At 71.8% G+C, this 13,920-nt stretch carries 15 protein-coding genes; 10 read left to right on the forward strand and 5 right to left on the reverse strand.

Annotation, left to right across the window (positions count from 1 at the left end; all coding sequences use genetic code 11):
- Window positions 1-254: 254 nt before the first annotated feature.
- The 4 genes from HNR21_RS03600 to HNR21_RS03615 all read left to right on the forward strand — a co-directional run bounded on the left by HNR21_RS03600 (window position 255) and on the right by HNR21_RS03615 (window position 2,027).
- Window positions 255-527 (forward strand): ATP-binding protein, encoded by a 273-nt coding sequence (locus HNR21_RS03600; RefSeq protein ID WP_182704037.1) that lies wholly within the window; start codon window positions 255-257, stop codon window positions 525-527.
- Window positions 527-712: a hypothetical protein gene (locus HNR21_RS03605; protein WP_182704038.1), complete on the forward strand. Its 186-nt coding sequence runs from the start codon at window positions 527-529 to the stop codon at window positions 710-712. The genes HNR21_RS03600 and HNR21_RS03605 overlap by 1 nt, the downstream gene beginning before the upstream one ends.
- Window positions 713-814: 102 nt before the next feature.
- Window positions 815-1,270: a glycine-rich domain-containing protein gene (locus tag HNR21_RS03610; protein ID WP_182704039.1), complete on the forward strand. Its 456-nt coding sequence runs from the start codon at window positions 815-817 to the stop codon at window positions 1,268-1,270.
- Window positions 1,251-2,027: a phosphotransferase gene (locus tag HNR21_RS03615; protein ID WP_182704040.1), complete on the forward strand. Its 777-nt coding sequence runs from the start codon at window positions 1,251-1,253 to the stop codon at window positions 2,025-2,027. The genes HNR21_RS03610 and HNR21_RS03615 overlap by 20 nt, the downstream gene beginning before the upstream one ends.
- Before the next feature lie 163 nt (window positions 2,028-2,190).
- Here HNR21_RS03615 and HNR21_RS35860 read toward each other — a convergent pair whose 3' ends face one another.
- The 4 genes from HNR21_RS35860 to HNR21_RS03635 form a co-directional block, all read right to left on the reverse strand.
- Complete coding sequence (locus HNR21_RS35860) at window positions 2,191-2,958, reverse strand: hypothetical protein (RefSeq protein ID WP_182704041.1); 768 nt, start codon at window positions 2,956-2,958, stop codon at window positions 2,191-2,193.
- Window positions 2,959-3,068: 110 nt separating this feature from the next.
- Entirely contained in the window at window positions 3,069-3,683 is a 615-nt protein-coding gene (locus HNR21_RS03625; protein ID WP_312880824.1) for a class E sortase, read from the reverse strand.
- Window positions 3,684-3,844: 161 nt separating this feature from the next.
- Window positions 3,845-4,852 (reverse strand): SPFH domain-containing protein, encoded by a 1,008-nt coding sequence (locus tag HNR21_RS03630; RefSeq protein WP_312880826.1) that lies wholly within the window; start codon window positions 4,850-4,852, stop codon window positions 3,845-3,847.
- A gap of 2 nt (window positions 4,853-4,854) precedes the next feature.
- Window positions 4,855-5,286 carry an NfeD family protein gene (locus HNR21_RS03635; RefSeq protein WP_182704044.1) on the reverse strand — a complete coding sequence of 144 codons (432 nt, stop codon included), beginning with the start codon at window positions 5,284-5,286 and terminating at the stop codon, window positions 4,855-4,857.
- Between the two features lie 351 nt (window positions 5,287-5,637).
- Here HNR21_RS03635 and HNR21_RS03640 point away from each other — a divergent pair, with 351 nt between their 5' ends.
- The 3 genes from HNR21_RS03640 (at window position 5,638) to HNR21_RS03650 (ending at window position 10,226) form a co-directional block, all read left to right on the forward strand.
- Entirely contained in the window at window positions 5,638-6,912 is a 1,275-nt protein-coding gene (locus HNR21_RS03640; RefSeq protein WP_182704045.1) for a sulfotransferase family protein, read from the forward strand.
- Between the two features lie 103 nt (window positions 6,913-7,015).
- Window positions 7,016-9,247 carry a molybdopterin oxidoreductase family protein gene (locus tag HNR21_RS03645; RefSeq protein ID WP_182704046.1) on the forward strand — a complete coding sequence of 744 codons (2,232 nt, stop codon included), beginning with the start codon at window positions 7,016-7,018 and terminating at the stop codon, window positions 9,245-9,247.
- Window positions 9,240-10,226: an SUMF1/EgtB/PvdO family nonheme iron enzyme gene (locus tag HNR21_RS03650; protein WP_312880827.1), complete on the forward strand. Its 987-nt coding sequence runs from the start codon at window positions 9,240-9,242 to the stop codon at window positions 10,224-10,226. Before HNR21_RS03645 ends, HNR21_RS03650 begins: the two co-directional genes overlap by 8 nt.
- Here HNR21_RS03650 and HNR21_RS03655 read toward each other — a convergent pair.
- Entirely contained in the window at window positions 10,223-11,188 is a 966-nt protein-coding gene (locus HNR21_RS03655; protein ID WP_182704047.1) for a helix-turn-helix transcriptional regulator, read from the reverse strand. The two genes, HNR21_RS03650 and HNR21_RS03655, sit on opposite strands and share 4 nt — an antisense overlap.
- Before the next feature lie 63 nt (window positions 11,189-11,251).
- On the opposite strand from HNR21_RS03655, the gene HNR21_RS03660 reads away from it, so the two are divergent.
- The 3 genes from HNR21_RS03660 (at window position 11,252) to HNR21_RS03670 (ending at window position 13,910) form a co-directional block, all read left to right on the forward strand.
- Complete coding sequence (locus HNR21_RS03660) at window positions 11,252-12,370, forward strand: epoxide hydrolase family protein (RefSeq protein ID WP_182704048.1); 1,119 nt, start codon at window positions 11,252-11,254, stop codon at window positions 12,368-12,370.
- 282 nt (window positions 12,371-12,652) lie between these two features.
- Window positions 12,653-13,570 (forward strand): Rieske (2Fe-2S) protein, encoded by a 918-nt coding sequence (locus HNR21_RS03665; RefSeq protein ID WP_119727915.1) that lies wholly within the window; start codon window positions 12,653-12,655, stop codon window positions 13,568-13,570.
- 85 nt (window positions 13,571-13,655) lie between these two features.
- Window positions 13,656-13,910: a DUF8836 family protein gene (locus tag HNR21_RS03670; protein ID WP_182704049.1), complete on the forward strand. Its 255-nt coding sequence runs from the start codon at window positions 13,656-13,658 to the stop codon at window positions 13,908-13,910.
- Window positions 13,911-13,920: the final 10 nt, after the last annotated feature.

Here is a 13,920-nt window from a genome sequence, read left to right on the forward strand (position 1 = left end):
GGGTGCCCTTTGCCGAAGTTCCGGCGTCCCTGCGTCCCGACCAACCCTGGTTACCACGCAAGGCGACCCGGCGATCCATGACCGGGACTACCGCATACGCCGCAGATCGGAAATAACCGGTGAGAATGCCTACATCTGCATTCGAAAGACAGCGAGTCCGTACCGCCTTCAGTCTCGCGCCAGGAGACGGCGCACCTCAGCGTGCGCGTGAGCGGGTGGCGCAAGGACTCCACGGCTGGGGACTGGCCCGGTTGGTGGACGACGCCTTGGTGATCGTCTCGGAGTTGGTGACGAACTCGGTCCGGTACGGCGCCACGCAGATCACGGTGAACGTCGAATGGCACCGCGCTCGCGGGAACGTCGAGATCGCCGTGTGGGACGACGCTTCGGGGACGCCGGAGAAGCAGGAGCCGGACTTCGTCTCCGAGACCGGCCGCGGCCTGCACATCGTGAACCAACTCTCCATCGACTGGGGCCACCACCCAGCAGCCGACGGCATCGGCAAGATCGTGTGGGCCGTTCTGTGATGGGCTACGACTTCGGCAACCTGCTCTTCCTGGCTGCCGTATGCCTCATCGTCGGGCTCGTCTGGGGCGCGTTCATCGCCTTCCTGCTCTACAAGACCACCCGCAAGGCACGGCGGCGTCACCTCAAAATGAGCAGGTCCACCGCCGCTCAGCGGGGCACCCTGCGATTCAGGGGGAGGCGGTGAACGAACAGGACTTCACCTCCGATGAACGGACGCCGGTGAGCATCCGCAAAGCCAACTCCCCTATTCAATCCGCCCATGAAGGTCCAACTCGAAGGAGTGCGCATGACCGTCACCGAAGCGACCACCGAACCGGCTGCCCCGAACCCTCGTTCCCTGATCTCCCCCGATCTGTTCGGCAGGCTCGTCGAACGGGTCATGAAGGACGAGGGCCACGACCGGGACATGGCCGAGCGCGTCATCGACCAGACGATCGTGTTCCTGGTCGCCTGCGCCCACAACCCCGGCGCGAAGCTGGCCCCCTCCAACGCCGTGGACCCCGGCTGGCACGCGTTCATCCTGCACACCAAGGCGTACGCGGAGTTCTGCGACCGCGTGGCCGGGCGGTTCATCCACCACCTGCCGGTCATGAACGACGACATCCGGTCCGGCAACGCGCTCGCCCGTACCAGGGAGGCGCTGCGCCGGACCGGGTACCCGGTGGACGACGAGTTGTGGCCGCAGGCGCCCACGTGCATGAACACGTGCAACCATCCCTGCCATGACTCGGACGAGGACTGACCGGATCACCTGGGCCGACCTGCCGGGCGCCGTCCGTGACCAGATCCAGGACCGCACGGGACGGGTCCGGGGCAGCCGCCCGGCGGGCGGCGACCGATCCGACATCACCGCCACCCTCGACACCGAGACCGGCCCCGTGTTCATCAAGGGGGCACGAGAGGGGATCTTCGCCCGTTCCCTGCGCCACGAGGCTCGGGTGACCCCGCACGTGGCCGGGATCGCCCCCGGGCTGCTGTGGCAGGTCCAGACAGACGGCTGGACCGTCCTCGGCCTGGAGCACATCGCGGGACGGCACGCGGATTACTCGCCCGGTTCCCCCGATCTCGACCTGCTCCGCGCCGCGGTGCTTCAGTTCCAGGACGTTCCGCTCCCCGCCCACGTCACGCAAGGAGTCGAGCGGCACTACGGCGGACTGGACGCCCTCGCCGGCGACAGCCTGCTGCACACCGACCTGCACCCCGACAACGTGCTCATCACCCCCGGCCGCGCCTACATCATCGACTGGGCCTGGGCCTGCAAGGGCGCCGCCTGGGCCGAACCGGCCATGCTGGCCTTCCGGCTCATGGCGGCCGGACACGACATCGCCTCCGCCGAAGCCTGGGGCCGCTCGTTCCCCACCTGGCAGGACGGGGAACCGCTCACCGCGTTCATCCACGCCAATGCCGACAGCTGGCGGCAAGCCGCCCGGCGCGATCCGCAACCCTGGAAACTGCGGGCCGCAGACCTCGCCCGCCAATGGGCCGCCCACCACGAGTGACCCACACCGGTGGTCGCGTGTTCTGAGGCGATTCAGGTGTAGGGCTTGGATCCTTCATCGGCCCTCGGCTCTCCGCACAGGCGGCCACTCGCGCGACCCTCGCCGTACGGAACGCGAACGGCCGGGCCCGAACGGGCCCGGCCGTTTCCGTGGGTGCGCGGGATCAGGACTCGGCGGCCTTCTTGCGGCGGGCGAGCCAGAGGGCCGCGCCGCCGCCGAGGAGGAGGGCGGCACCGGTGGCGGCCATCGCCATGGCGGGGGCGCCGGTGAACGGCAGGCCGCCGCCGGCGTTCGTGCCGGTGGTGTCCTCGCCGTCGCCGCCGTCACCGCCGGTGCCGGGGGACTTGGACGGGGTCGGCGAGCCGGCCGGGGTGGACGGCGAGACGGAGCCGCCGGGCCCCGGGGTGGGGGCCGGGCCCGTGCCGGGCGGCGGGGTGACGGTGGGCCTGGTGCCCGGAGTGCCGGGCTTCGGGTCGCCGGGGGTGCCGGGGCTGCCGGGCTTGCCGGGGGTGCAGTCGACCCAGAAGACCTTGTGCTTGGGGGCGCCCTTCTTGCCCTCGAAGGTCCAGAAGAGCTTGTAGTGGCCGTCCGGCAGGGCGAGGTCGGCGGAGCGGCCGTGGCCCTCGGCGTCCAGGGTGAGGGCGCCGTCCAGGACCTTGCCGGCCTCGGCGGGCTTGGCGGGCCTGGTGGGCGCCCACGGCTCGATCCACCAGGTCACCTTCTGGACGGCGTCGAAGCCGAAGCCGTCCAGGTAGAACGTGCAGACGTGGGGCTCGTTCCGGCGGAGCTCCTCGCCGGTGACGGAGTCGTGGATCTTGACGGTGCCGTTGTCGCCGGGCGGGGTGGCGGCCCAGGTCACTCCGGCGGTGGCGACGGTCGCGCCGGTGACGAGGGCGGCCGCGGCGGCCGCGCGCACGGTCCTGCGAAGCATGGAGTGGGACAAGACGATTCCCAGGAGTGAGATCCGACGGGGGTGTGACGACCCGGACTGATCGGGGTCGTCACTTCGTCTGCGTCACACTGGTCCCGAATGTCACACCGTCAGGACGCTGAGACGGGCTGTATCCGGGGGACTCGTTCGGCCAGTTCCCCGACGACGATCAGACGTTCGGCCGCGGAGTACTCGGGATGGCAGGTGGTGAGGGTGATGTACCGCTTGGCGGGCTTGCGGCCCGGCCGGAACGGCACCCGCGCGATCGCCTCCGACGCGGTGGGCGGCACCACCCGGCTCTGCGTCACCCGGTAGGTGAACCGCCAGCGCCGGGTGTCGATGACGATCTCGTCCCCGATGTCCAGCTCGTCGAGCCGGTTGAACGGGCCGCCGTAGGTGGTGCGGTGCCCGGAGACCACGAAGTTGCCGAGCTGCCCCGGCATCGCCGTCCCCGGGTAGTGGCCCGGCCCCTTGCGCAGGTCGGCCGTCCCGACGCCCTCGACCACCACGTACCGGAAGCCGTCGCCCAGCTTGGGGATCCGGATCAGCGCCACGCCGTCGCCCAGCCTCACCCGCTCGGTGGTGCCGCGCGGGGCCTCCCAGGTGCGGGCCAGCTCCCGGAACAGCCGTTCCTGCTCCTGGTCGACGTACCGGCCGGTGCCCCACAGCAGGTACGCGGTGAACAGGACGAGCAGCAGCCCGGTGGTGACGCACAGTTCACCCACGGTACGCACGAAGACCCGCAACGGCCGACTCCGAGAGGTTGAGCCGAATCAGAACGATCGAGCCGCCGCCCAGCGGCCGCGACGGCAGAGCCGCAGTGTAACGGGGTCCTCACGGGCGAGGCCGCCCCTCGGGGCGGCCTCGCGTCGAACGAGCGGAAACTTCAGGACTTGCTCGGAGCCTTCTCCGCCTCCGGCTGGTAGATCGTGGGGCCGGCGGCGGGGGCGGACAGCTCCCGCGGCCCCTCCCGCTCGGCGGAGGTCTCCGGCTCCGGCCCGGCGGGGACCTTGGTCGCCTCGTCGATCGAGCCGCCGAACGCCTTGGACACCGCCTGCAGGGCGCTGGTGACCTCGCTGGGAATGACGAAGAACGTGTTGCCCTGTCCCTTGGCCAGCTCGGGCAGCATCTGCAGGTACTGGTAGGCCAGCAGCTTGGGGTCGGCGTCGTGCCGGTGGATGGCGCCGAACACCCGGCCGATCGCCTCCGCCTGGCCCTCGGCCTCCAGCACGGCGGCGGCCTTGGAGCCCTCGGCCCGCAGGATGGCGGACTGCTTGTCGCCCTCGGCGGTCAGGATGGCCGACTGACGGGCGCCCTCGGCGTTCAGGATCGCGGCCCGCTTGTCCCGCTCGGCGCGCATCTGCTTCTCCATCGCCTCCTGGATGGACGGCGGCGGGTCGATGGCCTTGATCTCGACCCGGTTGACCCGCACGCCCCACTTGGTGGAGGCCTCGTCCAGCACGGCGCGCAGCTGGGTGCTGATCTCCTCACGGGAGGTCAGCGTGGCCTCCAGGTCGAGGCTGCCGATCACGTTCCGCAGCGTGGTGACGGTGAGCTGCTCGATCGCCTGGATGTAGTCGGCGATCTCGTACTGCGCCGCCCGCGGGTCGGTCACCTGGAAGTACTGCACGGTGTCGATGTGCACGACCAGGTTGTCCTCGGTGATCACCGGCTGCGGCGGGAACGAGACCACCTGCTCGCGCAGGTCGATCAGCGGCCGCACCCGGTCGATGAACGGGATGACGAAGTTCAGGCCGGCCTCCAGCGTGCGCAGGTAGCGGCCGAGCCGCTCCACGTTCGCCGCGTGCGCCTGCGGAACGATGCGCACGGTGCGGAAGACCACGATGATCACGAGTAGTGCGGCGATGATCCCGACGATCAGTCCGGATGTCACGGTCACTCCCTGGGATAGACGAGGGCGATGGCCCCCTCGATGGCGAGCACGTCCACCTCGGCATCGGCGGGGATCACCAGATCGGGGTCGTAGGGCCGCGCGGTCCACTCCTCCCCGGCCAGCCGCACCAGCCCGCCCCGCTTGGAGACCTCGGTGAGGGTCAGGGCCTGCTTGCCGACCAGCGCGGCGGTCCCGGTGCGCAGCGGCGGCGGCTGGCTGATGTGCCGTCTGGCGATCGGGCGGACCACGCCGAGCCCGGCCGCGGACGCGATCACGAACACCACCGCCTGGATCACCACCGGAGCCCCGAGCACCCCGGCGACGGCCGCGGCCACGGCGGCGACCGCCAGCAGCCCGAGCGCCAGGGTCAGCGTGAGCAGTTCGGCGACGCCCAGCACGGCGGCCACGATCAGCCAGATCAGCCAGTCGTCCATGACCACTCCCCCGGGCCGGTGCAATGCGGACCAGAACCCCGATGCCTCAACCGTATCGGGAAGGAAGCGTCCCGTAACGGCCGCTTTCCACTGGATTCGACGCACCTTTCCCGCCGCCCGTTCCACCCGCCGGACGAGGCGGGTCGTCGGACCGTACGGCCGTGCACGGTGGGACGCGTGCGGCCCCAGGGTCAGGTGTCGAGAAGGAATCCAACCCCACCAAACCGACAGGTGAACTTTGTCGCCTGGAAACGGGAAAACGGCCTGGTGCTTTATAGCCGCGTGCGGTGGCGCCGGGCGGGCGTTCGGCTAGCGTCCCCTGCACCCGCTCCCTCCGGCCGAAGGACGAACATGAGGCCTGCCGACGTTCACATCGATGACCTGGCCGAACCCCGGTTCTCCGCCGAGGCGCGGCAGATGCTGGCGGCCATGGCCGAGATCGCCCCGGCCTGCACGCTCCAGCCGGACGAGCTGATGGCGCTGGCCGTCCGGCAGACCGAGGCGAGCGGACGGCGGATGGACGACTTCGGCGACGAGGCGTTCCGCGAGCCGCTGGAGATCCTGTGCCGGTCGCTGCGCGAGGAGGCGGGGCTGGCCGAGCACGGCAGGGTGGTCTGGCACGTGCAACTGGTCAACCAGCTCGTCGGCCGGCTGCGGCTGCAGGACCTGCTCACCCGGCATCCGGAGATCCACGACGTGGAGATCGAACGGCCGATCATCATCGCCGGCCTGCCCCGCACCGGGACGACCCACCTGCACAACCTGCTGTCGGCCGACCCGGCGCTGCGCCCGCTGCCGTACTGGGAGGCGTGCGAGCCCGTTCCGCCGCCGGGCGAGGAGGGCACGATCGAGCCGCGCGTCCAGCGGGTGGCGGCGTCGCTGGAGCTGGTGCACACGGCGCTGCCGTACCTGAAGCGGATGTTCGACCTGACGCCCACCTACTCGCACGAGGAGGGCGGGCTGCTGGCGCTGACGTTCGCGTCGACGCACCTGGAGATCCAGGCGATGCTGCCGTCGTACCGGGACTGGTACCTGGGGACCGACCAGACGTTCGCCTACGAGTACCTGCGCACCGCGCTCAAGGCCATCACCTGGCAGCGTCCGGGCGGCCGCTGGGTGCTGAAGGCCCCGCAGCACCTGGAGCAGCTCGGCCCGCTGATGCACGCGTTCCCCGACGCGACCGTGGTGGTGACGCACCGGGACCCGGTGGCGGTGACCGCGTCGCTGACGACGATGCTGTGCTACGGGCTGCGGATGACGACCTCGCCGATCGACCCGCACGCCGTGGGCCGCTACTGGAAGGACCGGGCGGCGACCTACATGGAACGCTGCCTGCGCGACCGGGACCTGGTGCCCAAGGAGCAGTCGATCGACGTGCTGTTCCACGAGTTCATGGCCGACGACATCGCGATGGTGGAACGGATCTACCAGGTGGCGGAGCAGCCGTTCACCGACGGGACCCGCCAGGCGATGCGGGAGTACATGGCCGAGCATCCGCGGGGACGGCACGGGCGGGTGGACTACCGGCTGGCCGACATCGGCCTGGAGCTGGCCGAGCGGCGCCGGGCGCTGGCCCCCTACGTGGAGCGCTTCGGCATCCCGGAGGAGCGGGTCCGGGAACGCTAGGCGCCATTTGGGGATGGTTTGACCCTTTCCCATGAAGGTCATGGCGCGGGCGGCGGGGTCCGGGACATGATTGGCGTGTTCGCGAACCCTAAGGAGCGCGCCCATGAGCCGCACGGCGTACCGGACCTGCCCGCTCTGCGAAGCCCTCTGCGGCCTCGAACTCACCCTCGACGACGACGACCGGGTGGTCGGTGTCCGGGGCGACAAGGCCGACCCGTTCAGCAGGGGCTTCCTGTGCCCCAAGGGCGCCACGCTCGGCAGGCTCGACGGCGACCCGGACCGGCTGACCGCCCCGCTGCTGCGCGAGGACTCCGGGCACGCCGAGATCGGCTGGGACGAGGCGTTCGCGACCGTCGAGCGGCGGCTGCGGAACATCGTGCAGCGGTACGGCAAGGACTCGGTGGCCGTCTACTTCGGCAACCCCACCGCCCACTCGGTCGCCGGGCCCCTGTACGTGGGGGCGCTGATCAAGGCGCTGGGCACCCGCAACCTCTACTCGGCCAGCACCGCCGACCAGATGCCCAAGCACGTCAGCGCGGGCCACATGTTCGGCGACCCGGGCGCCATCCCGGTGCCGGACCTGGACCGCACCGACCACCTGCTGATGCTGGGGGCCAACCCGCTGGAGTCCAACGGCAGCCTGTGCTCGGCCCCCGACTTCGCCGGCCGGCTCAGGGCGATCCAGGCGCGCGGCGGCAAGGTCACCGTCGTCGACCCCCGCCGGACCCGCACCGCCAAGCTGGCCGACCAGCACGTCTTCATCCGGCCGGGCGCGGACGCGCACCTGCTGCTGGCGCTGGCGCACACCCTGTTCGCCGAGGACCTGGTGGACCTGGGCGCCCTGGCCGGGCGGGTGCACGGGCTGGACGACCTGCGCGCCCTGGTGGTCGACTTCACCCCCGAGCTGGTCGCCGGCGTCACCGGGATCCGCCCGCTGCAGATCCGCCGGATGGCCCGCGAGCTGGCCGCCGCGGAGCGGGCCGCCGTCTACGGCCGGATCGGCACCTGCACCCAGGCGCACGGCACCCTCGCGAGCTGGCTGGTCGACGTGCTCAACGTGCTGACCGGCAACCTGGACCGGCCGGGCGGGGCGATGTTCCCGCGCGCCGCGCACGTGCCGGTCTACCGCCGCAAGGCCCCGTTCACCACCGGCCGGTGGCGCAGCCGGGTCCGCGACCTGCCCGAGGTGAACGGGGAGTTCCCGGTCGCCACGCTGGCCGACGAGATCTCCACCCCGGGCGAGGGGCAGGTCCGCGCGCTGATCACGATCGGCGGCAACCCGGCGCTGTCGGCCCCGGGCGCGGCCCGGCTGGAGCGGGCGCTGGCCGGGCTGGAGTTCATGGTCAGCGTCGACCCGTACCTGAACGAGACCACCCGGCACGCCCACGTGGTGCTGCCGCCGCCGCGGCCCGCGCAGACCCCGCACTACGACATCTCGCTGCTGGGGCTGGCGGTCCGCAACTACGCCCGGTACTCGCCGCCGGTGGTGCCGCTGCCGCAGGGACGTCCCGGCGAGGCGGAGATCCTGGCCCGGCTGGCGCTGATCGCCTCCGGCGCGGGGGCCGACGCCGATCCGATGGCGCTGGACGAGATGGTGGTCGCGAGCACCCTGGCCAAGGCGGTCAAGATCCCCGGCTCCCCGGTGTACGGGCGGGAGCCCGAGGAGCTGCGCAAGGAGCTGGGCTCTGTGGAGCAGGGCTTTGAGCTGCGGCTGGACATGATGCTGCGGCTCGGCCCGTACGGCGAGGGCTTCGGGGCCGACCCGGAGGGGCTGACGCTGGCCAGGCTGCGCGACGAGCACCCGCACGGGGTGGACCTGGGGCCGCTGGAGCCCCGGCTGGACGAGGTGCTGTGCACCGCCTCCGGGCTGGTCGAGCTGTGCCCGCCGTCGTTCGCCGCCGACGCCGACCGGCTGCGCGCCGACCTGGGCGGCTCGCCCCCGGAGGGGCTGGTGCTGGTCGGGCGGCGGCACCTGCGGTCCAACAACAGCTGGCTGCACAACGTGCCGGAACTGGTCGGCGGCAGCAACCGCTGCACCCTCCAGCTCAACCCGTCCGACGCCGCCCGGCTGGGGATCGGCGACGGCGACGCGGTTCGGGTCGCCTCACGGGCAGGTACGATCCACGCCGTGGCCGAGACGACCGACAGCGTGATGACCGGGGTGGTGAGCCTGCCGCACGGGTGGGGGCACGACCGGCCCGGCACCCGTCTGCGGATCGCGGGCGCGCACGCCGGCGTCAACGTCAACGAGGTGACCGACGAGCAGGAGATCGACCCGTTGTCGGGGAACGCGGTCTTCAACGGAGTGCCGGTGACGGTGGAGCGCGTTGGCTGAGACCCCGCACCAGCACTCCGCCTGCTGCGCGCCCGCCCTCTCCCTGGGCGCAACGCGCACCGCCGCCTCCCCCGAGTGGGACTTCGAGATCCCGCGGCGGTCGCGCGCCGAGATCGTCAAGAACATGGCGCTGATCCCGGGCGGCGAGTTCCGGATGGGCGGCGACGACCCCGACGCGTTCCCCGAGGACGGCGAGGGCCCGGTCCGCACCGTGCGGCTGTCGCCGTTCCTGATCGACAAGTACGCGGTCGCCAACCGGCAGTTCGCGGCGTTCGTGAAGGCCACCGGCTACGTCACCGAGGCCGAGCGGTACGGCTGGTCGTTCGTCTTCCACAACCACGTCGCCCCGGGCACCCCCGTGATGGACGGCACGGTGGCCGAGGCCCCCTGGTGGGTCGCCGTCCCCGGCGCGTACTGGAAGGCCCCCGAAGGCCCCGGCTCGTCCATCGAACGCCGCCCCAACCACCCCGTCGTGCACGTCTCCTGGAACGACGCCCGCGCCTACGCCGCCTGGGCCGGCAAGCGCCTGCCCACCGAGGCCGAATGGGAGATGGCCGCCCGCGGGGGCCTGGACCAGGCCCGCTACCCCTGGGGCGACGAGCTGACCCCCAAGGGCCGCCACCGCTGCAACATCTGGCAGGGCACGTTCCCCGTCCACGACACGGGCGAGGACGGCTTCACCGGCACCGCCCCGGTCAACTCCTTCGCCCCCAACGGCTACGGCCTCCACAACGTCTCAGGCAACGTCTGGGAGTGGTGCGCCGACTGGTGGAGCACCGACTGGCACGCCGCCGACACCCCCGAGACCCGCATCAACCCCCAAGGCCCCCCGACCGGCCGGTCCCGGGTCATCCGCGGCGGCTCGTTCCTCTGTCACGACTCCTACTGCAACCGCTACCGCGTGGCCGCCCGCACCCACAACACCCCCGACTCCACCACCTCCCACACCGGCTTCCGCTGCGCCGCCGACCCCGCCTAGGAGGACGGTGGCGGGGACGTCGCCGCTGCGAGGCGGGTGGCGAGTGCTCGGATGTGCTCGACCAGTTCGGGCGGCTCGTGCACGGTGAAGGGGACGCCGATCAGCGCCACCCACAGGGCCAGCTCGTCGAGTGAGTGGGAGCCGCAGGTCAGCGTGCACGTCCGCGTGTCGACGGGCTCGATCGTGCCGGTGGTCGGGGCGATGCTCTCGGCCACGACGGAGGCGGGGGCGTACACGGTGAAGCGGCCCTGGTAGCGGTAGGGCGCGCTGGAGATGGAATGCGCGACGTACTCCGCGAGGTCGGCGGCGGGCGGGTCGCGGGGGACGAAGCGCGGGCCGTTGGGCGTGCGCAGCCTGAGCCGGTCGAGGCGGAAGGTGCGCCAGCCCTCGCGTTCGATGTCGTAGGCGGCCAGGTACCAGCGGCGTCCGGTGACCACGAGGCGGTACGGCTCGACCAGACGGCTGGACGGGCTTCCGTCCTGGGCGCGGTAGTCGAACCGCAGGCTCTCGTGGTCGCGGCAGGCCGCCGCGATCACGGTCAGGGCGTCCGGGTCGACCGCGGGTCCGCCGGCCGTCATCGGGACCGTCATCGACTGCAGCGCGCGGACGCGATGCCGCAGCCGGGACGGCAGCACCCGCTCCAGTTTGGCCAGCGCCCGCACCGAGCTTTCCTCGATGCCGGTCACGGTTCCGCCCGCGGCGGTGCGCAGCCCCACGGCGACCGCCACCGCCTCCTCGTCGTCCAGCAGCAGCGGCGGCAGGTCGGATCCGGCGCCGAGCCGGTATCCGGCCGTTCCCGCGACGGCGTGCACGGTGTAGCCGAGTTCGCGCAGCCTGTCCACGTCACGGCGGACGGTGCGCGGGCTCACGCCCAGCCGGTCCGCCAGTTCCGCCCCCGACCACTGGCGGTGGGTCTGCAGCAACGACAGCAGTCTGAGCAGGCGAGCCGAGGTCTCCAACATGTCCTCGAGTCTGCCGTCCACCTAGGACTGAATCTGTCCTAACAGACGCATAGCGTTCGGGGCATGGCAAACGACTTCGAAATTCGTCCGTTCCGCGTCCGGGTCCCCGAGGCAGAGCTGGCGGACCTGCGCGACCGGCTGGGCCGTACCCGCTGGCCGAGCGAGATCGGCGGGCAGGGGTGGAGCCGCGGGGTCCCGGTCGGATACCTCAAGGAGCTGGCCGCCTACTGGGCCGACGGCTACGACTGGCGGGCCTGGGAGGCGAGGCTGAACGCCCACCCGCAGTTCACCACCGAGATCGACGGGCAGAACGTCCACTTCCTCCATGTCCGTTCCGACGACCCCGACGCCCTGCCGCTGATCCTCACCCACGGCTGGCCCGGCTCGGTCGTGGAGTTCCTCGACCTGATCGAGCCGTTGTCACGGGATTTCCACCTGGTCATCCCCTCGATCCCCGGCTTCGGCTTCTCCGGCCCGACCCGCGAGGCCGGCTGGACGACGGAGCGCATCGCCACCGCCTGGGCCGAGCTGATGCGCAGGCTGGGCTACGACCGCTACGGCGCCCAGGGCGGCGACTTCGGCGGCGGGATCTCCCGCGCGCTCGGCCTGGCCGCGCCCGGCAACGTCGTCGCGGTGCACGTCAACGGCGGTACGACCTACCCCAGCGCCGAAGCGGACGACCCGACGCTGACCGAGCGCGAGCGGGCCAGGGTGCGGCGGATGAACGAGTTCATGAACGAGGCGGGCGGCTACATCGCCATCCAGTCGACCCGGCCGCAGACCCTCGCCTACGGCCTGACCGACTCGCCCGTGGGCCAGCTCGCCTGGATCATCGACAAGATCAGGGACATGACCGACCTGGCCAAGGAGCTTCCGCACGAGGCGATCGACCGCGACCTGCTGCTCACCGACGTCACGATCTACTGGCTGACCGGCACGGCGGGCTCCTCCGCCGCGCTCTACTACGAGGACGCCCGCGCATGGGGCGAGCAGGAGGCGTCCCCGGTGCCGACGGGCGTGGCCCTGTTCACCGTCCAGGACATCGCACTGCGCCGGGACGAGGAGAGGATCAACAACATCGTGCACTGGTCGGAGTTCGACCGCGGCGGCCACTTCGCCGCGATGGAGGCCCCCGACCTGCTGCTCGCCGACATCCGCGAGTTCTTCACCGCCCACCGGTGACGGACCGGCCAAGGCCACCACGGCGACCCCGGTGGGACTGGAGTCGCGGCGCGGCCGGTCGTACGACGGTCTGGTTCGAGGTACGGCGGAACGGATGGCCTGGTGGCGTCGGGTGGCCGGCTTTCTCGTGAACGTCGATGCGAGGGCCGGGCGAGTGCGGGTGGGGTGTGACATATGGGGGTGTGGGCTGTTGGGGCCTGTTTGGGGGTAGGGGCCTGTGTCGTGGCGGGCCCCTGGGTCCGTCGCGGAGACGTCGCACCCGGTTTCCTTTGGGAGGAAGCGATGAGTGGACGGGCCAGCAAGCTGTTCCGGCGGGGGACTCGTCGGCCGGGAAGCCATCCGGCCGACGTGGTGGACGGGCTGGAGCACGTGGAGGGGCTGGACGGGGGCGTCCGGGGGATCTCGGCGGTGATCTCGCGGGTGCTGCGGCCCGGGCCGGTGAAGGACGCGCTGCACGGGGTGCCGATGGGGCATCCGGCGCATCCGTCGTTGACGGACGTGCCGATGGGGTGCTGGATGTCGGCGGCGGTGCTGGACCTGATGCCCGGCACGGAACGGGCGGCGCGGACGCTGGTGGCGGCCGGGTTGGCGGGGGCGCTGCCCACGGTGCTGACGGGGTGGACCGACTGGTCGGCGCTGCACCGGGGGCAGAAGCGGGTCGGGCTGGTGCACGCGTCGGCGACCGGGGCGGCGACGGTGCTGTACGCCGCGTCGCTGGTGGCGCGGCGGCAGGGCCGCACTGCGGTGGGACGGATGCTGGGGTTCGCCGGGCTGTCGATGCTGATGGGCGGCGGCTACCTGGGCGGGCATCTGGCGTTCCGGCTGGCGGCGGGGGCCAACCACGCCGACAAGCTGGCGCATCTGGTGTCGCTGGGCTGGCACGACCTGTGCAAGATCGACGAGCTGCCGGACGGGTGGCCGGTGCAGCGGCAGCTCGGGTACATCAACCTGTTCGTGCTGCGGCAGGGCGAGGACGTGCACATCCTGGCCGACCGCTGCGCCCATCTGGGCGGCCCGCTGCACCAGGGGCGGATCGTCGCCGACGAGAGCGCCGAGACCTGCGTGGTGTGCCCGTGGCACGGGAGCACGTTCCGGGTGGCCGACGGGGCGGTGGTGCACGGGCCCGCCACCAGCCGCCAGCCGGCGTTCGAGACCCGCACGTCCGAGGAGGGCGTGGTGCAGGTGCGGCCCGTTCCGTAGCGGCCTCACCTGGCGCGATACCGGTTGAAACCACCCGTTTCCGGGTATACCTCGAATATACGTTCGAAGCGGGGAGCGGGGCGGCATGAAGGGCGACAAGGTCGAGATCGTCATCGACGCCGGTGAGGGCACCCGGACCTACGAGGTCAAGGCCACCCGGGCGGGCCGCCGGGTGGAGATCGCCACCCGGCGCGGCGTGGTCGAGGTCAGCGAGGTGACCCGCAGCGGCACCCCCGTCCGCACCGCCCGCTTCATGGCCAGCCGGGTCCTCGCCCTGGTCGAGCACCCGATGGACGACGTCCGGCCCGAGGAGCGCGCCCCGCTGCGCGACGCCGGCTGACCCGCCGCTC

This window comes from Thermomonospora cellulosilytica (assembly GCF_014138835.1).
Classification (GTDB): Bacteria; Actinomycetota; Actinomycetes; order Streptosporangiales; family Streptosporangiaceae; genus Thermomonospora; species Thermomonospora amylolytica.